This window comes from Xanthomonas sp. CFBP 8445, assembly GCF_025666235.1.
Taxonomy (GTDB): domain Bacteria; phylum Pseudomonadota; class Gammaproteobacteria; order Xanthomonadales; family Xanthomonadaceae; genus Xanthomonas_A; species Xanthomonas_A indica.
This window is the reverse complement of sequence record NZ_CP102594.1, coordinates 1,431,886-1,449,761: the sequence shown is the minus strand read 5'-3', so window position 1 is coordinate 1,449,761 and position 17,876 is coordinate 1,431,886. Positions and strand designations below refer to the sequence as shown.

Annotated in this window: 18 protein-coding genes and 1 tRNA gene; 4 read left to right on the top strand and 15 right to left on the bottom strand. The window is 68.3% G+C overall.

The features are described 5' to 3' along the window. Nucleotides 1-25 precede the first annotated feature (25 nt). From recQ to NUG21_RS06170, 3 genes are all read left to right on the top strand, one after another. Entirely contained in the window at nucleotides 26-1,834 is a 1,809-nt protein-coding gene (gene recQ / locus NUG21_RS06180) for a DNA helicase RecQ (protein ID WP_263392568.1), read from the top strand. Nucleotides 1,835-1,982: 148 nt separating this feature from the next. Then, nucleotides 1,983-2,477 (top strand): hypothetical protein, encoded by a 495-nt coding sequence (locus tag NUG21_RS06175; protein ID WP_263392567.1) that lies wholly within the window; start codon nucleotides 1,983-1,985, stop codon nucleotides 2,475-2,477. Nucleotides 2,478-3,072: 595 nt separating this feature from the next. Beyond that, nucleotides 3,073-3,699, top strand: coding sequence for a TetR/AcrR family transcriptional regulator (locus NUG21_RS06170; protein ID WP_160946509.1), 627 nt, complete (start codon nucleotides 3,073-3,075; stop codon nucleotides 3,697-3,699). A gap of 285 nt (nucleotides 3,700-3,984) precedes the next feature. Here NUG21_RS06170 and NUG21_RS06165 read toward each other — a convergent pair whose 3' ends face one another. Next, nucleotides 3,985-4,893 (bottom strand): LysR family transcriptional regulator ArgP, encoded by a 909-nt coding sequence (locus tag NUG21_RS06165; RefSeq protein WP_263392566.1) that lies wholly within the window; start codon nucleotides 4,891-4,893, stop codon nucleotides 3,985-3,987. A gap of 105 nt (nucleotides 4,894-4,998) precedes the next feature. On the opposite strand from NUG21_RS06165, the gene NUG21_RS06160 reads away from it, so the two are divergent. Next, complete coding sequence (locus NUG21_RS06160) at nucleotides 4,999-5,616, top strand: LysE/ArgO family amino acid transporter (RefSeq protein WP_019797197.1); 618 nt, start codon at nucleotides 4,999-5,001, stop codon at nucleotides 5,614-5,616. A 258-nt stretch (nucleotides 5,617-5,874) separates the two neighbouring features. Here the strand turns inward: NUG21_RS06160 and NUG21_RS06155 are convergent, their stop codons facing one another. From NUG21_RS06155 to ruvA, 14 genes are all read right to left on the bottom strand, one after another. Further along, nucleotides 5,875-6,468, bottom strand: coding sequence for a hypothetical protein (locus NUG21_RS06155; protein WP_263392565.1), 594 nt, complete (start codon nucleotides 6,466-6,468; stop codon nucleotides 5,875-5,877). 225 nt (nucleotides 6,469-6,693) lie between these two features. Beyond that, nucleotides 6,694-6,769, bottom strand: a tRNA-Lys gene (locus tag NUG21_RS06150). Nucleotides 6,770-6,833: 64 nt separating this feature from the next. Further along, nucleotides 6,834-7,499 (bottom strand): 7-cyano-7-deazaguanine synthase QueC, encoded by a 666-nt coding sequence (gene queC / locus NUG21_RS06145; protein ID WP_263392564.1) that lies wholly within the window; start codon nucleotides 7,497-7,499, stop codon nucleotides 6,834-6,836. A 211-nt stretch (nucleotides 7,500-7,710) separates the two neighbouring features. Beyond that, nucleotides 7,711-8,388, bottom strand: coding sequence for a 7-carboxy-7-deazaguanine synthase QueE (queE, locus tag NUG21_RS06140; RefSeq protein ID WP_019798162.1), 678 nt, complete (start codon nucleotides 8,386-8,388; stop codon nucleotides 7,711-7,713). A 46-nt stretch (nucleotides 8,389-8,434) separates the two neighbouring features. Next, nucleotides 8,435-9,262, bottom strand: coding sequence for a tol-pal system protein YbgF (ybgF, locus tag NUG21_RS06135; protein ID WP_242161130.1), 828 nt, complete (start codon nucleotides 9,260-9,262; stop codon nucleotides 8,435-8,437). Nucleotides 9,263-9,268: 6 nt separating this feature from the next. After that, nucleotides 9,269-9,787 carry a peptidoglycan-associated lipoprotein Pal gene (pal, locus tag NUG21_RS06130; RefSeq protein WP_010344309.1) on the bottom strand — a complete coding sequence of 173 codons (519 nt, stop codon included), beginning with the start codon at nucleotides 9,785-9,787 and terminating at the stop codon, nucleotides 9,269-9,271. A 68-nt stretch (nucleotides 9,788-9,855) separates the two neighbouring features. Beyond that, a complete protein-coding gene (gene tolB / locus NUG21_RS06125) occupies nucleotides 9,856-11,175 on the bottom strand; it encodes a Tol-Pal system beta propeller repeat protein TolB (RefSeq protein WP_019797276.1) in 1,320 nt (439 codons plus the stop codon). A gap of 170 nt (nucleotides 11,176-11,345) precedes the next feature. Further along, complete coding sequence (tolA, locus tag NUG21_RS06120) at nucleotides 11,346-12,347, bottom strand: cell envelope integrity protein TolA (protein WP_019797277.1); 1,002 nt, start codon at nucleotides 12,345-12,347, stop codon at nucleotides 11,346-11,348. Continuing rightward, nucleotides 12,337-12,774, bottom strand: a complete 438-nt coding sequence (tolR, locus tag NUG21_RS06115; RefSeq protein WP_010344312.1) for a protein TolR — start codon at nucleotides 12,772-12,774, stop codon at nucleotides 12,337-12,339. Before tolR ends, tolA begins: the two co-directional genes overlap by 11 nt. Before the next feature lie 37 nt (nucleotides 12,775-12,811). Continuing rightward, complete coding sequence (gene tolQ, locus NUG21_RS06110; protein WP_017907448.1) at nucleotides 12,812-13,588, bottom strand: protein TolQ; 777 nt, start codon at nucleotides 13,586-13,588, stop codon at nucleotides 12,812-12,814. Continuing rightward, on the bottom strand, nucleotides 13,585-14,079 hold the full coding sequence (gene ybgC / locus NUG21_RS06105; protein ID WP_242080911.1) for a tol-pal system-associated acyl-CoA thioesterase: 495 nt from the start codon (nucleotides 14,077-14,079) through the stop codon (nucleotides 13,585-13,587). The genes tolQ and ybgC overlap by 4 nt, the downstream gene beginning before the upstream one ends. A 5-nt stretch (nucleotides 14,080-14,084) precedes the next feature. Then, nucleotides 14,085-15,119: a Holliday junction branch migration DNA helicase RuvB gene (gene ruvB / locus NUG21_RS06100; protein ID WP_160946513.1), complete on the bottom strand. Its 1,035-nt coding sequence runs from the start codon at nucleotides 15,117-15,119 to the stop codon at nucleotides 14,085-14,087. A 131-nt stretch (nucleotides 15,120-15,250) separates the two neighbouring features. After that, entirely contained in the window at nucleotides 15,251-17,092 is a 1,842-nt protein-coding gene (locus tag NUG21_RS06095) for a potassium transporter Kup (RefSeq protein WP_237473108.1), read from the bottom strand. Nucleotides 17,093-17,225: 133 nt separating this feature from the next. Beyond that, nucleotides 17,226-17,810, bottom strand: coding sequence for a Holliday junction branch migration protein RuvA (ruvA, locus tag NUG21_RS06090; protein ID WP_010344317.1), 585 nt, complete (start codon nucleotides 17,808-17,810; stop codon nucleotides 17,226-17,228). Nucleotides 17,811-17,876 lie beyond the last annotated feature (66 nt).

Genomic DNA, 17,876 nt, shown 5'->3' with positions numbered 1-17,876 from the left:
TTGCGCGGCGCGGTATCCTACACAGATGTCTTCCCCCGCCCACGCCTTGCTCAGCCGCGTCTTCGGCTACGACCAGTTCCGCGGCCTGCAACAGGACATCGTCGAACACGTCGCCGCCGGCCACGATGCACTGGTGCTGATGCCCACCGGCGGCGGCAAGTCGCTGTGCTACCAGATCCCCTCGCTGCTGCGCGACGGCACCGGCATCGTGATCTCGCCGCTGATCGCGCTGATGCAGGACCAGGTCGAGGCGCTGCGCCAGCTCGGCGTGCGCGCCGAATACCTCAACTCCACCCTGGACGGCGAGACCGCGCAGCGGGTCGAGCGTGCCCTGCTGGCCGGCGAGCTGGACCTGCTCTACGTCGCCCCGGAACGGCTGCTGACCCCGCGCTTCCTGTCGCTGATCGAGCGCAGCCGCATCGCCCTGTTCGCCATCGACGAAGCACACTGCGTGTCGCAGTGGGGCCACGACTTCCGCCCCGAATACCGCCAGCTCACCGTGCTGCACGAGCGCTGGCCGCAGACCCCACGCATCGCTCTCACCGCCACCGCCGATCCGCCGACCCAGCGCGAGATCGCCGAGCGCCTGGACCTGGCGCAGGCCCGCCACTTCGTCAGTTCCTTCGATCGCCCCAACATCCGCTACACCGTGGTGCAGAAGGACAATGCACGGCGCCAGCTGCTGGACTTCCTGCGCGCGCACCGCGGCAGCGCCGGCATCGTCTACTGCATGTCGCGGCGCAAGGTCGAGGAGACCGCCGATTTCCTGGCCCGCGAAGGCCTCAACGCCCTGCCCTACCACGCCGGCCTGCCGGCCGAGGTGCGCGCCGACAACCAGCGCCGCTTCCTGCGCGAGGACGGCATCGTGATGTGCGCCACCATCGCCTTCGGCATGGGCATCGACAAGCCCGACGTGCGCTTTGTCGCCCACACCGACCTGCCCAAGTCGCTGGAGGGCTACTACCAGGAGACCGGCCGCGCCGGCCGCGACGGCGAGGCCGCCGAGGCGTGGCTGTGTTACGGCCTGGGCGACGTGGTGCTGCTCAAGCAGATGATCGAGCAGGGCGAGGCCGGCGAAGAGCGCAAGCGCGTGGAACGGCGCAAGCTCGACCAGTTGCTGGGCTACTGCGAATCGATGCAGTGCCGCCGCCAGGTGCTGCTGGCCGGCTTCGGCGAGACCTATCCACAGCCCTGCGGCAACTGCGACAACTGCCTGCAGCCGGCCGACGCCTGGGACGCCACGGTGGCCGTGCAGAAGGCGCTGAGCTGCGTGTACCGCAGCGGCCAGCGCTTCGGCGTCGGCCACCTGATCGACATCCTGCGCGGCAACGAAGGCGAGAAGATCAAGCAGTTCGGCCACGACCAGCTCAGCACCTACGGCATCGGCAAGGACCTGGACGCGCGCGCCTGGCGCGGCGTGTTCCGGCAACTGGTTGCCACCGGCCTGCTGGAAGTGGACAGCGACGCCTACGGCGGCCTGCGCCTCACCGACGCCAGCCGCCAGGTGCTCAAGGGCGAACGCAAGATCATGATGCGCCGCGAACTGCCCAGCCGCGGTCGCGAACGCGGCGACCGCAGCGGCAGCCCGCGCACCGGCGTACCGGTGCAGGCGCAGGACCTGCCCCTGTTCAACGCCCTGCGCGACCTGCGCGCCGGCCTGGCCAAGGAGCAGAACGTGCCGGCCTTCGTGATCTTCCACGACAGCACCTTGCGCAACATCGCCGAGCAGCGCCCGAGCAGCCTGGACGAGCTGGCGCGGGTCGGCGGCATCGGCGGCAGCAAGCTGGCCCGCTATGGCCAGCAATTGCTGGACGTGGTGCACGCGCAGGGCTGAGCCGCGGCACCGGTGCCCGCAGCGTCGGCGCGCCGCCGCACGCCGCGCGGCACCGACAGGCCGGGTTCAACGTGGTATTGATAGCGTCAGCGTCATGGCGGAGCGTTCCATCGGCCCCGCCCGGCCCCTTTCTCCTGGCGGATGCCCGATGAACCGCAGCCTCCTTCTCCTCGTCTGCACCCTGCTTGCCGGCCCGGCCCTGGCCCAGACCGCCGATGCCACCAGCGACAGCGAGGCGGCCAAGCGCAAACTCGACCTGAGCGTGCCGCAGCAGCCGATCACCTATGCCGATCCCGGCACCAAGGCCGATCCGCCGGGTGCCTATTACGGCGACACCAGCGGCACCTCGGCCTCGGCACAGAAGGCCGCAGCGGCGCAGGCGCGCGCCGAGGCCCTGCAGGCGCAGGCCGACCGCTGCAACGGCGACGTGCACGGCAGCGTCGCCACCGGCATCGGCTATTCCACGCATGGCGGCAACAGCAACTACCAGGCCGCCAATCTGAACATGTGCAAGACATCGTACACCGACGACGGCAAGCCGCGGCAGATGGGCATCAGCATCAGCGTCGGCCGCGGCGATGGTCCGGTATTCGGCCGCGGCTACTACCCCGGCGCCTACGGCCCGCCGCCGTTCGGCTGGTAAGCGCGGCGACGCACGGGCAGCGCCAACACAACAACCCGCTCCCGCCGCGATCGAACCTCGTAGGAGCGGCTTCAGCCGCGACGGGGCGTTCCCGGCAAAGCCCCTCAAAGCCCGTCGCGGCTGAAGCCGCTCCTACAGCACACTTCCCGAAGCCGTTAGCAGTGCCGCAAGTCGTCTCGGCTGGTACGGACGCAGCCAGGGACTCTTCGGCAGCCACGCGCCCTCCCTCATTCAGGTCCGCAGTTGCCGCACCGCGCAGTACGTCGTCTCGTGCCGGCAACGCCAAGTCCGCATGCACCCCGCTCGCGCGCCTGTGCAGGCAGGCGCCCCCGATCATGCCGCCATGCCGACGGCGCTCGTTGCAAGCGCGAAGCGCGCACCAGCGCACCCATTCAAGAGTGCTGCCGTCACGCTCGTGGCAACAGGATCGACCGACGCGCCACCGCACGCGCGGCAACGACGCATCGCGTCTACAATCGCGCTGCACCGGCGTCTGCGCGTGCGACGGCGACACGCCCAGCAGCATGCGCCTCGCCGGTCGGCACCAGGCCGCCTTCCTCCTTCATGTGGCACCGCTTCCCCCCGAGCTCACGCCATGTCCAACGTAGTCCGGCTGCACAGCGCCCGCGAACGCGAGCAGCGCCTGCACGATGACGTCCTCGATGCGGCCGAACGCTGCATCGTCGAGAACGGCCTCGGCGCCACCACCTTCGAACTGATCGCCGGGACCGCCGACGTGCCCAGCAGCGCGGTGCGCCGGCAATTCGACGACAAGCGCAGCCTGGTCCAGGCGCTGATGGAACGCGGCTACGAGCGCGCGATCCGCACGATGTGGCTGCTGCAGCCACCGCCGCACCAGGACGCCACCGCCTTCATCGCCGGGGCGTTGGAAGAGTGGCTGGTCGCCGACGCCAACCAGCGGCGGCGGCGCCTGGACCTGGAAATGGACCTGGCCGCGGCGCGCGACCCCGAACTGGCGCAGTACGCGCGCCGGCTCAACGTGTCCCTGGTGCAGAACCTGGGCGACCTGCTGCGACGCATGCTGCGCGACCACGGCTGGAGCGGTGGCGAGGCGGAGTTCCAGGCCCGCGTCTATGCGGTCGCGGCGATGTGCGGCGGCCTGCACATGATGATGACCACCGGCGTGGAGCTCAACCGCATGCACCTGCAGTTGATCCTCAGCGAGAGCCTGGCCGGGATCTTCAGTAAGGCGCGCGCGTAGCGCGGCCCGGTGTCGCCCGACGTGCGCGCCTCACGCGCACGCGTCGCGGGATGCTGGTGAACACCCGGCATGCCAAGCGGGTACCGCGCTCAGCTGGATCGCATGCACCGCGCATGGTCGACCGCCACCGTTGCAAGCGTGGCGAACCAGGTGGGCGAGTTCGCAGGACACGCGCATGCCATCCAATCCAGCGTGAAACGCGAACACGATCTCCGCAGCGCCCAGACCGCAACCGCGTCCGCGCGCGGCCCGCACCTTTGCCACACGGCAGTGCGCCAGCACCGATCAGATCGGCGGCAGCTGCCCCTGCATGCGCTGCGCCGCGCTGCGCATGGCCTGGCCGATGTGCTGCAAGGTCCTGGAACGGACCGCGACGTGCTGCCAGTACAGCGGCACGTCGAGCCAGCGCTGCGGATCGACGACGACGATCTGCTGCTGGCGCAGGGCGGCTGCAAGCATCTGCTCCGGCGCCAGGCACCAGCCCAGTCCACGCGCGGCCGCCTCGACGAAGCCGATGGAGGTCGGCAGATAGTGGATCGGTGGGCTCAGCCGCGAGCGGGTGATACGGCGCACGAAGCGCGCCTGCAGCGCGTCCTTGCGGTTGTAGACGATCATCGGGGCGCGCGCCAGCGCGGCCGCATCCAGACCATCGGCGAAGTAGTGGGCGAAAAAGGCCGGCGAGGCGATCGCGCGATAGCGCATCGCACCCAGCGGCAGCACATTGCAGCCCTGCAATGCCTTGCCGACGGAGGTGACGGCACCGAGCACCGCACCACTGCGCAGCAACTCCAGTGTGTGGTCCTGGTCGTCCACGCGGATGTCGAACAGGAACCCGTGCGCGTCGTGCAGGGCCGCCAGCGCGTCCAGGAACCAGGTCTGCAGCGAGTCGTCGTTGACCGCGATGGCGATGCTGCGCGCCACGGCGCTGCCGGCGGGCGCGGGCAGCAAGTCGGCCACCGCCTCGGCTTCCAGCGCCTGCATCGGCCGCACACTGCGCAGCAGGCGCTCGCCGGCCGGTGTCGGCCGGCAGGGAGCCTGGCGCACGATCAGCACCTGGCCGAGCCGGTCTTCCAGTGCCTTGATCCGCTGCGACACTGCCGACGGCGTCAACGTCAGGCGGCGCGCGGCAGCCTCGAAACTTCCTTCTTCCAGCACGGCGGCGAAGGCGGACAGTTGGGGATGAAGCAGATCCATGGCAACGACGCAGATTAGGAATGCTTCACAGCCTACAGAAAAACGAGTTTGGCTAATGCGGGCGGCGCGTGCAGCATGCTCGCCCCACCCACCAGGACCTTGCGCATGTGGCTGCACGCACTGTTGGCCGGCCTCGTCGCCGGCGCCGGCCTGATCGTCGCCATCGGCGCGCAGAACGCCTTCGTGCTGCGCCAGGGACTGCAGCGTCGGCACGTCGGCCTGGTCGTGGTGGTTTGCGCTGCCAGCGATGTCGCGCTGATCGTCCTGGGCGTGTCGGGCATCGGCGCCGTGGTGGATGCCTGGCCGGGCGTGCTGCAGGGATTGCGTTTCGGCGGCGCGGCCTTCATCGGCGCATACGCGCTGCTGGCAGCGCGACGCGCCTGGCGCGGCAGCGGCGGCCTGCTGGCGCAAGGCCAAGACCAGCGAAGTTGGCGACGCGTCCTGCTGACCTGCCTGGCCTTCACCTTCCTCAATCCGCACGTGTACCTGGACACCATGGTGCTGTTGGGCAGCCTCTCGACCCGTTACCCGGGACAACTTTGCTGGGCGTTCGCACTCGGCGCCTGCCTGGCCAGCGTGACCTGGTTCTGCAGCCTGGGCTACGGCGCGCGTCTGCTGCAGCCGGTGTTCCGCAAGCCCGCTGCGTGGCGCGTGTTGGATGCGGCAGTCGCGCTGTTCATGCTGGGACTGTGCCTGTCGTTACTCCTGCAACCCCTGGGGTAAGCGCTCAAGGGCATTGACGGCCCACACGGCGCGACTGCACCGCTGCAGACACGCCGACACCCCAGGCCGCCAAGCACATGCCAGCACTGCCGCATTCCGAATTGCCCTCCGCTTCAAGACGACGAGGATAGACTTTCATAATCGCGCGCGGGGGCATGCGCTTCAGCTGCCCGCCGAGCGCGACGAGAAGCCAGCAACAAAACCCCGGCGCATGGCCGGGGCTTGGAGGATGCTGATCGTGGCGCCTACAGCGTCGGGTCAATCCCAGAAATTGTTGTAGTCGCGCGGCTTCTTGTCTGGTGCCTGGGAGCTGACCAGTTGGCAGTCGGTCGAGACCGGCGGATTGCCCGTGTCGATCGAAGCACAGACGAAACGCGCCAAGTCGCCAAGCTTGGCACCTGTCGCTGGGACGCGAGCGCCACCTTTCAGGGTGGTGCTTCCCGCGCCAACGTCGACGACGGTCCCGACGATCTGTGGGCGCATGTCGTCGTCCGGCAGGCTGGCAATCGTGAGTTGCTTGCGCACGACCGTATAGCGGCCGGACTGGGCGGCGTGCGCAGGCACGGAAAGTACCGCCAGCACGGCGATAAGAAGCAAAACATTGAATCGCACAACAAAGCCCCCTGTAGACAGGTTCCAGCATAGCAGGTTCAGCAGCGCGTTCAGGTGCCTGATGCCCTCGGCTTCGGCTGGCTCTTGCGGGCGGCATGCAGCCGACGCTGCGGGCGAAGCGACATTGGCATACACATGCAGTGCGGCCAGAAGGTCGCCCGCGTCGCGATCAAAGCGACGCCAGGCTTTCGAAAAGCGCGCTCGGCAACACTGTACGAAGCGCGCGATCACGGAGGACATGATCGCTGCGAGCGATCGCGTTGCGCTGCGCTGCGCGACATGAAGCATTGAGGCAGAACGCAGTTGGATGATGAGGACTCAGGCCACGCAATACGGATGTGGTGCGGCAGCGTTATGGCCACGCGGTGCCGACCATGGAACCAGCGAAACTGCCGTTAATTTCAGGAGTGATGTCAGGAGCCGGCGAAAAATCACCAAAGGCGACGCCTAACGCGTGGATCGAAGTGGTGGGCCGTGATGGATTCGAACCATCGACCAAAAGATTAAAAGTCTTCTGCTCTACCGACTGAGCTAACGGCCCAAAACAAGACCCCGGCGTTGCACCGGGGCGCGTAGTCTACCCCAGCACGGGGCGTTTCGCGAAATCAGGCGTAGCGGGTCGGGTCGGCGACGCCGGCGTCGGCGAAACCGGCCGCGCGCAGGCGGCAGGCGTCGCAATGGCCGCAGGCGCGGCCGGCGTCGTCGGCGCGGTAGCAGGACACGGTGAGGCCGAAATCCACGCCCAGGCGCACGCCCTCGCGCACGATGTCCGCCTTGCTCATGTGCTGCAACGGCGCATGCACGCGCAGCCCGGCGCCCTCCACCCCGGCCTTGGTCGCCAGGTTGGCCAGGGTCTGGAACGCATTGATGAACTCGGGGCGGCAGTCGGGATAGCCGGAATAGTCCACGGCGTTGACCCCGCAGAAGATGTCGGCCGCGCCCAGCACCTCGGCCCAACCCAATGCCACCGACAACATGATGGTGTTTCGCGCCGGCACGTAGGTGACCGGGATGCCGTCGCCGCCGGCGTCCGGCACCTCGATGTCGTCGGTCAGCGCGGAGCCGCCGATGCTGCGCAGGTCCACATTGACGGTCTTGTGCGCCACCGCGCCCAGCGCCGAGGCGACCCGCGCGGCCGCATCCAGTTCGGAGGTGTGGCGCTGGCCGTAGCGCACGCTCAAGGCATGCACCGCGAAACCCTGCGCACGGGCGATGGCGACGACGGCGGCGGAGTCCATGCCACCGGAGAGAAGGACGACGGCGTTTTTCATGGGGGCGGGGATTCGGGAGTGGGGATTGGGGATTTGCAAAAGCGGCGGCACGTGAGCGGATGGGATCCACATGGTGCATTTGACCATGCAGGAGCGGCTTCAGCCGCGATGAAAGTTCGGACAAGATCCGTCGCGGCTGAAGCCGCTCCTACGAATCCCGAATCCCTAACTCCCGCCTTTCCACAGCCGAATGGCAGGTCATCCCGGCCGCTCAGCGCCCCGGCTCGTCGTTCCACAGCAGCTTGTGCAACTGCATCTGGAACCGTACCGGGAGGCGGTCGGCGACGATCCAGTCGGCCAGGTCGCGCGCGCTCAGCTCGCTCTTGCTTGGCGAGAACCAGACCGTGCAGCGGGTGTCCAGCCGGTGTTCGGCGACCACGGCGCGCGCCCATTCGTAGTCGGCGCGGCCGCACAGGACGAACTTGATCTGGTCGCGCGCGGTCAGCAGCGGCAGGTTCTCCCAGCGGTTGCGGTGCGCCTCCTGCGACGCCGGGGTCTTGATGTCGAGCACCCGCGACACGCGTGGGTCGACTTCGGCGATATCCAGGGCGCCGGAGGTCTCCAGCGAGACGTCGTAACCGGCATCGCACAGGCGCTGCAGCAACTGCAGGCAGCGCTTCTGTGCCAGCGGCTCGCCGCCGGTGACGCAGACGTGGCGCACGCCGTGGCGCGCCACCTCTTCCAGGATCGCATCGATGTCCCACCATTGCCCGCCGTGGAAGGCGTAGGCGGTGTCGCAGTAGCTGCAGCGCAGCGGGCATCCGGTCAGGCGCACGAACACCGTGGGCCAACCGGCGCTCTCGGCCTCGCCCTGCAGCGACAGGAAGATCTCCGTCAGCTTCAGGCGGGGCAGCGGGCTTTGGACGATATCGCTGGGAACGGCGGCCATGGCGGGAGAAAAGTGCTCCCGCGACGGCGGCGGCAGCGTAAGGGGCTCAGCGCAACTGCTGGCCGATACGGATCGACTGCAGGCGGTCCTGCGCGGTGCGCGCGGCATCGGAGCCAGGATACTTCGCGCCGACCTGTTGCAGGGTCTGCTCGGCGTCCTGGACGCGGCCTTCGCCGTACTGGGACAGACCCAGCTTGAGCAGCGCGCCCGGTGCCTTGTCGTGGGTCGGATAGCGGCCGATCAGGTCCTGGAACTGGGCCTCGGCCAACTGGAAATTCTTGGTGGCGTAATAGCTCTCGCCGAGCCAGTACAGCGCGTTCGGCGCGTACACGCCGTTCGGGTAGGCCTGCAGGAAGCTCTGGAACAGGTTCGCCGAATCGGCGTACTTGCCTGCCTTCAGGGCGTCGAAGGCGACGTTGTAGGCCGCCCGCTCATCGCCGGCGGCCGCCAGGGTACCGGCGTCGCCGTGCACCGACGGCGGCGGCTCGGCGACGGCGGACGGCTTGCCTGCGGGCGCGGCCGGCGCGGCAGCCGGTGCGGCGCCATTGGCCGGCGGCAACGGCGGCGTCGCCCCTGCCCCTGCACCACTTTCGAGCCGGCCCACGCGGCCATCCAGGTCCAGGTACTGGTCCTTGATCTGCTGCTTGAGCTGGTCGTTGCTGTGCTGCAGTTGTTCGATCGTGGCCTCCATCGACTGCATCTGCGTCCGCAGCTGGTTGAGCTGGTTCAGGATGTCGGTGTTGGCCTGGGTATTCATGGCCTGCTGCTCGAGCGCGGAAACGCGGTCGGCCAGGCTCGCGCGTTGCGCATGAGCCGGCGCGGCGGCCACGAGGGCCGCCGCGACGATCATCGATGTAAGGACACCGATACGCATCTTTTCTTACTGCGCCGTGTAGACGATCTCGACGCGACGGTTCTGCGACCAGCAGGACTCGTTCGACTCGGTGCAGACCGGACGCTCTTCGCCGTAGCTGACCACGGTCAGCTGCGCAGCCGAGCCACCGTTGGCCTGCAGCGCCGAGGACACGGCGTTGGCACGACGCTCGCCCAGGCCCATGTTGTACTCGCGCGAACCGCGCTCGTCGGTGTTGCCCTGCAGGGTGATGCGCGAGGACGGACGGTCACGCAGGTACTTGGCGTGGCAGGCCATGATCGCCTGGAACTCCGGCTTCACGGTGTCCTTGTCCAGGTCGAAGTAGACCACGCGCTGACGCAGGCAGGAATCGGTGTCCAGGTCGCCCGGGCCATACAGACCGGAGGTCGACGGGCCGGTCGGGGCGGTGGTACCGGTGGTGCCGGTGGTGTCGGTCTGGGGCTGTTCCTTGACCTTCTTGGCGCAGCCGGCCAGAGCTGCAACGGACAACAGCGAAACAAGCAGAACGCGGGTGGTCTTGTTCATGGCGATACCTTGTGGCTCCTGGGCCGATGAGGGGTTCAACAGCGAAATATTAACACCAAACTTACATGTCAACGTGCAGTGCGATACGGCGACCAGGACGGCTCGCGCACGTCGCCATCGGCAAGCACCAGACGCTGCCGCACGCGGGCATCGGCCGAGACCGCGTACAGGACGCCACGGCCGCCTTCACGCGCCGCATACAGCACCATGCTGGCGTTGGGAGCGAAGCTCGGCGACTCGTCCAGCGAACCGGTCGACAGCGTGTTCCAGCGCGGCGAACCCAGGCTGCGGTCCATCATCGCGATCTTGTAGGTATTGCCGCTGCCCTGGGCCACGACCAGCTTGTTGCCGTCGAAGGACACGCTCGGGGTCGCGTTGTAGTTGCCCTGGAAGGTGATGCGGGTGGCGCTGCCGCCGGTGGCCGGCACCTGATAGATCTGCGGACGGCCGCTGCGGTCGGAGGTGAAGTAGATGCTGTTGCCGTCCGGTGCCCAGGTCGGCTCGGTATCGATGCCGAAGTGGTTGGTCAGCTGGGTCAGCTGCTTGCTGCCCAGATCCATCACATAGATCTCCGGGTTGCCGCTGCGCGACAGCGCCAGCGCCAGCTTCTTGCCGTCCGGCGAGAACGACGGCGCCCCGTTGATGCCGCGGAAGCTGGAGACCAGCTGGCGCGCACCGGTGGCGATGTCCTGGATGTAGATCGACGAGTTGCCGCGCTCGAAGCTCACGTAGGCCAGCTTCTTGCCGTCCGGGCTCCAGTTCGGCGACAGCAGCGGCTCGGCCGAGCGGACGATGGTCTGCGGGTTGTAGCCGTCGGAGTCGGCCACCATCAGCGCATAGCGCATCGCCCCGCCCTTGCCGCTGGCGGTGACATAGGCGATGCGGGTCCAGAACGCGCCGCGCACGCCGGTGATCTTCTCGTAGATGGCGTCGGCCATCTGGTGGGCGACGTCGCGCATGGCGTTGGCGCGGGCGGTCATCGCCAGGCCGAGCATGCGCTCGCCCTTGCCCACGTCGAACAGTTCGTACTCGACGCGGTAGGCGCCCTCGCCGGCGTCCATCACCCGGCCGACGACCAGGTAGCTTTGCTTGAGCGCGCGCCAGGTGGCGAACTGCACTTCGCTGCCGCGGGTGGGGCGCTCGACGATCTGCGACTCGGGCAGGTTGCGGAACTGGCCGGAGCGATCCAGATCGGCGCGGACCACCGCAGCGACGTCGGTGCTCGGCGGGGTCGCCGAGCCTTGGTACGGCATCGGCACGACGGTGATCGGGGTCGCCGAGGCATTGCCGCCGACGATGTCGATTTCCAGGCCCTTGTCCTGCGCGGACGCGGCGAGAGGCAGCAACAGGGCGGTGAGAACGGCAAGCCAGCGCGGCAGTTTCTTCATGGGTCGCTCAGCAGGATCGGAAAGGCGCAAGAGATAGCAATGCGCGGGTGAACGTATTCGCAATCATGAACCATCGCCATGTGAAGCCGATGGCAGGACGCGGCACATTATCGCCCATCGCCCGGGGGTGGATGGCCGGCCGCGCGCAAACGCAGCGGCGGCGGCCGGTCTCACTGGTCCTGGGCGGTGAAGTTGAACGTCAGGTTGCGCGCGAACACGGTCTCGAAGCCGCGATAGGGCAGCGGCTGCGCGCGCAGCACGGCGGCCTCGATCGAGCGGCGGCCGGCCTCGTCGTACGGGCAGTCGGGACTGACCTTGGCCTCCATCACCTGGCCGCCGGGAATCTGCGTGATCGAGATCTTGCACTTCTGCCCCAGCGGCACCGAATCCGGACGCACCCACTGACTCAGCACCGCCTGCTGGATCGCCGCGGCGTACTTGGCCTGCAGGTCGGTATTGGTGCCGTTCTGGCCCGGCGCCTGCTGCGGCGTGGTGGCCGCGGCCGCCGAGGCCTTCTTGGCGTTCAAGTCGGCGATCTGCTGCAGCTTCTGCTGGGCCAGCTGGGCCTCGCGCTCCAGCTTCTCGCGCTGCTTGCGGATGTCGGCGATCTTCTTCTGCCGCTCCTCTTCCTGCTGCGCGGCCAGGCGCTGCTTCTGCTCGGCCTCCTGCTGGCGCTTCTGCTCGGTCAGGTCGATCTGTTCCTGGCGGCGCTTGGCCTCCTGCTCCTGCTTCTCCTTTTCCTGGGAGATGGCGGTGCGGGTGGCGCGGTCCTGGTCGACCTTGTCGGGCACCGGAACGAAGTCCTGCGCCTTCTGCTGCTGCGGGGTCGGCGCCTGCTGCGGCTTGGGCGTGGGCAGCGGCTGCGGCGGCGGCACCGTGTCTTCCTCGGCGACGTCCTTGACCGGTTCGGGCAGCGGCTCGGGCAAGGGCTTGGGCGCGTCCTTCACCGCCTTCTGCGCCGAGCGCACGTCGGCGGCCGAGACCACCAGCGAGGCCTCGACCATCGGCGAACCGGCGGCCGGTTCGACCTGGCGCACCGGCGACCACCACCAGGCCAGGAAGAACAGCAGCGCGATCAGCACATGCACCAGCAGCGCCAGGGCGACCCCGTAGATCAGGCCCTTGTCGTCGCCGCGGTGCAGCGGCGGGCGGGAGTCGGCTTCAGCGTGCATTGTTTCCGGGCTGACTCATCAGGCCGACCTTGGGCACGCCGGCCTGCTGCAGCATGACCATGGTGTCCATGACCAATTGATAGTTGGAGCTGCCGGGCGCGGCGACGAACACCGGCACGTCCTTGTTCTGGCCGACGAAGGCCTGGATCTTCGCCTTCAGTTCCGGCGCGGCGATCTTCTCCGGCTTGCCGTCCTGCAAGGTCAGCGTGTAGCGGCCCTCGGCATCGACGGTGACGATCACCGGATCCTTCTTGCTCTCCACCGAGCGCGCGGTGGAATCGGGCAGGTCCACGTCCACGCTCAGGCTGAGCAAGGGCGCGGTGACCATGAAGATGATCAGCAGCACCAGCATCACGTCGATGTACGGCACGACGTTGATCTCGGACTTGAGCTTGCGGCGCTTGCGGCGGGAAATGGCGGCAGTCATGCGGGAATCCTGGGAGTCGTGGGCAGGCGGGCGACGCTCAGTCGCCGCTGGCCTGGCGCTGCAGGATGGAGCTGAACTCTTCGGAGAAGGTCTCGAAGCGCACGGCCAGGCGCTCGACCCGGGTGGTGAAGCGGTTGTAGGCCCACACCGCCGGGATCGCCACGAACAGGCCGATGGCGGTGGCGAACAGCGCTTCGGAGATGCCCGGCGCGACCGCGGCGATGCCCGCCTGCTGACCGCTGTTGATCATGTCGTGCATGGTCACCATGATGCCGAACACGGTGCCGACCAGGCCCACGTAGGGCGCGGTGGAGCCGATGTTGGCGAGCAGTTCCAGGTTGCGCTCCAGGCGGTCCACTTCGCGCGCGTAGGTGGCACGCATCGCTCGCTGCGCGCCTTCCAGTTGAATTCGGGCATCGAGCCGGCGCTTGTCGCGCAGACGGGTGAATTCGCGGAAGCCGGCCTCGAAGATCGCCTCCAGCCCGCCGACCACGCGGTTGCGGTCGGTGGCGCCGGCGTAGAGCTTGCTCAGGTCGGTGCCGGACCAGAAGCGGTTCTCGAAGTCGTCGGCCTCGCGGTTGGCGTCCTTGAACACCTTGCCCTTGCGGAAGATGATGACCCAGCTGATCAGCGAGCCGAGCAGCAGCAGCAGCACGATCACCTTGACCGGCAGGCTGGCCTTGACCATCAGGTCCAGGTAGTTGATGCCGCCGTGGGCGGCGGTGCTGGCGACGGCCTGGGTGGCGGTCTGGGTCACGTCCTGCGGCAGCGCCTCCACCACCGTGTCCTGCAGGGCCAGGAGCAATGCGATCATCCGTCGTTCCTCAGTAATTCGGCTTCAGTGATTTCAAGAACTTTCAATGCATCGTGCAGCGCGTCGTCCATGCCGCGCGGGCGGAAGCTGCCGGCGCTGAGCGCCGCCACCCGCACCTGCGCGCGCAACAGCAGTTCCCCGTCGTCGCGGCGGATCGACTGCGCGAACACCAGGCTGGCGCGCTTGCACTGCGACAGCGCGACGCCGACCTGCAGGGAGTCGTCCAGGCGTGCCGGGCGCAGGAAGTCGAGCTGCATCGCGCGCACCGCAAACACCAGGTCGTGTTGCAGGCGCAGGCGCTCCTGACCATACCCCAGCGCCCGCAACCACTCCGTGCGCGCCCGCTCCAGGAAGGCCACGTAGCGCGCGTGGTAGACCACGCCACCGGCGTCGGTATCTTCCCAGTAGACGCGTGTCGGCCAACTGAATAGACGCCGGGAGTGGGGATTGGGGAGTGGGGATTCGCCGGGCGACGGCGTGTTCGGGTCGATCGCGGTCAAAACAGCGCTCCTGTATCCCCAATCCCCATTCCCGAATCCCGCTTGGGCTGCAGGCCCAAGTGCAGATAGGCCTTGTTGGTGGCCATGCGGCCGCGGGCGGTGCGGATCAGGTAGCCCTGCTGGATCAGGTAGGGCTCGATCACGTCCTCCAGGGTGCCGCGTTCCTCCGACAGCGAGGCGGCCAGCGACTCGACGCCGACCGGGCCGCCGTCGAAGTACTCGATGATGGTGCGCAGCATGCGCCGGTCCAGCTCGTCGAAGCCCTCGGCGTCGACCTTGAGCATCTGCGTGGCGGCCTGCGCGACCGCCAGGTCGATCTGCCCGCCGGCACGGACCTGGGCGAAGTCGCGGACCCGCCGCAGCAGGCGGTTGGCGATGCGCGGGGTGCCGCGCGCGCGCCGGGCGATCTCGGCGCAGCCGTCGGCGTCGCAGGCGATGCCGAGGATGCTGGCGGAGCGGCGCACGATCTGCGCCAGCTCGTCCGGGGTGTAGAAGGCCAGGCGCTGGACGATGCCGAAGCGGTCGCGCAGCGGCGCGGTCAGCAGGCCGGCGCGGGTGGTGGCGCCGATCAGGGTGAACGGCGGCAGGTCGATCTTGATCGAGCGCGCGGCCGGCCCCTCGCCGATCATGATGTCGATCTGGAAGTCTTCCATCGCCGGATACAGCACTTCCTCGACCACCGGCGACAGCCGGTGGATCTCGTCGACGAACAGCACGTCGTGCGGCTGCAGGTTGGTCAGCAGCGCCGCCAGATCACCGGCCTTCTCGATCACCGGGCCGGAGGTGACCCGCAGGTTGACCCCCAGCTCGTTGGCGATGACGTGGCTCAGCGTGGTCTTGCCCAGGCCCGGCGGCCCGAAGATCAGCACATGATCCATCGCCTCCCCGCGCGCCTTGGCCGCCTCGATGTAGATCGACAGCTGCTCGCGCACCGGCTGCTGGCCGAGGTAGTCGTCCAGCCGCTTGGGGCGGATGCTGGCCTCGGCGACCTCATCCTCGCGGGTGGCGCTGCTGGCGATGATGCGGTCCATTTAGAGCCGGGATCGGGAAGTGGGGATTCGGGATTGGTCGCGCAATAGTATCGGCTGCGGGACGGTCCCGGCGCCATGGCCTTGACCAATCCCGAATCCCGACTCCCCAATCCCGGCCGCCGCAGGCGGCCTCAGATCTCCACCTGCGCGCCCAGTTCCACCAGGCGGTTGCCGGGGATGCGGAAGAAGCCGGTGGCGGGGGCGGCGTTGCGGTGCATGACCGCGAACAGCTTGTCGCGCCAGATCGGCATGCCGCGGTTGGCGCTGGCCACGATGGTCTCGCGGCTGGCGAAATAGGTGGTGTCCATCGGGTCGAAGTAGATCCCGCCCTGGTCGCAGGAGCGCATCAGCGCCAGCGGCACGTCCGGGGTCTCCATGAAGCCGAAGCGCACGTAGACGCGGTAGAACTCGTCGCCGATCGCGTCGATCTTCAGCCGCTGCCCGGCCGCCGCGTACGGCACCTGCAGGGTCTCCACGGTCAGGAACACGTTGCGCTCGTGCAGCACCTTGTTGTGCTTGAGGTTGTGCATCAGCGCGTGGGGGACGACCATCGGGTCGGCGGTCAGGAACACCGCGGTTCCGGGCACGCGCACCGGCGGCGCCAGCATCAGCCCGGGCAGGAAGGTGTCGAGCTTGATGCCGTCCTTGCGGATCTCGTCGTGCAGCAGCTTGCGGCCGCGGCGCCAGGTGCGCATCAGGGTGAACAGGATCAGGCCCAGCAGCAGCGGGAACCAGGCGCCGTCCAGGAACTTGATGATGTTGGCGTAGAAGAACGCGCAGTCCACCGCCAGGAACACCAGGGCGAACAGCCACAGCAGCGGCGCCGGCACGCGCGGGTTGGCGCGCGCATAGATGACCATCAGCACGGTGGTGATCAGCATGGTGCCGGTCACCGAGACGCCGTAGGCGGTGGCCAGCGAGGTCGAGTCGCCGAACCCGATCACCGCCACCACCACCAGCGCCAGCAGGCACCAGTTCACCGCCGGCACGTAGATCTGGCCGATGGTGGAATGCGAGGTGTGGCGGATGTGCATGCGCGGGATGTAGCCCAACTGCATGGCCTGGCTGGCCACCGAGTAGGCGCCGGTGATCAGCGCCTGCGAGGCGATCACCGTGGCCGCGGTGGCCAGCACGATCATCGGGTACAGCGCCCACTCCGGCACCGCCTCGTAGAACGGATTGCTGACCGCGGCCGGGTCGCGCAGCACCAGCGCGCCCTGCCCCAGGTAGGTCAGGGTCAGCATTGGCAGCACCACGAACTGCCAGGAGCGGCGGATCGCCTTGGCGCCGAAATGGCCCATGTCCGCGTACAGCGCCTCGCCGCCGGTCACCGCCAGCACCACCGCGCCGAGCACGAACACCGCGTGCCAGTTGTGCTCGGCGAAGAAGCGCACGCCCCACCACGGGTTCAGCGCATGCAGTACTTCCGGCGCGCGCGTCATGTTGTAGACGCCGATCGCGCCCAGCGCCACGAACCAGACCAGGGTGATCGGCCCGAACGCCTTGCCCACCCGCTCGGTGCCGTAGCGCTGGGCCATGAACAGCATCCCCAGCACCACCAGGGTGATCGGCACCACGAACGGCTCCAGCTTGGGCGCGGCCACCTCCAGGCCTTCCACCGCCGACAGCACCGAGATGGCCGGGGTGATCACGCCGTCGCCGAAGAACAGCGAGGCGCCGAAGATGCCGAGGATGCCGACCACGTACATCGAGCGCGAGCCGCCCGGCAGGGTCCGCTGCGCCAGCGCGGTCAGCGCCATGATGCCGCCCTCGCCGTCGTTGTCGGCGCGCATGATCACGGTGACGTACTTGACCGTGACCACCAGCATCAGCGCCCAGAACACCAGCGACAGGATGCCCAGCACGGTGTCGTGGTCCGGGGTCAGCCCGTAGTGCGGCGAGAACGCCTCCTTGAGCGTGTACAGCGGACTGGTGCCGATGTCGCCGAAGACCACGCCGATGGCGGTCAGCATCACCCCAAAGCCCGTCTTGGCGTGCGGATCGTGGCTGCCCGGGCGGGCGGCGGAACTGGAGGAGCTGGACATGGTGGGAAGAGTAGCGCCAGAACGTGAAGAAAGAGCGGGGAGAGCCAGGCCGACCGGGCGGTCAGCGCAGCGCCGCCTGCAGGGCCTTGCGGATCACCGTGGCGACCTCGTCGCCGTCGGCGGCGGCGTCGCGCGCCATCTTCGCCGCCTCGGCCGGCTTGTAGCCGAGCTGCTGCAGCGCCACCGTGGCCTCGGACACCGCGTCGGTGCCCAGCTGCCCGGTCACCGGCGCGCCGCCGCTGAAGTCGGCCGCGCGGTCGCGCAGTTCCACCACCATGCGCTCGGCGGTCTTCTTGCCGATACCGGGGATGCGGGTCAGCGCGGTGACGTCGGCGGCGGTGATCAGCCGCGCGAACTCGTCCACGCTGACCCCGGACAGCACCGCCAGCGCGATCTTCGCGCCGATCCCGCTGACCCGCTGCACGTCGCGGAACAGTCGCCGCTCGCCCTCGCGCAGGAAGCCGTACAGCGACACGCTGTCCTCCTTCTGCGCATAGTGGGTGAACAGGATCACGTCGCGACCGACGTCGGGCAGGTCGTAGAAGGTGCTCATCGGCGCCTCCAGCTCATACCCCACCCCGCCCACGTCGATCACCAGCCACGGCGGCTGCTTGTAGGCCAGGATCCCGCGCAGACGGCCGATCATTGGGCGCCTCCTTGGAGGCGCCGGGATTGGGGATTCGGGATTGGGGATTCGTCAAAGCGGGGCCGG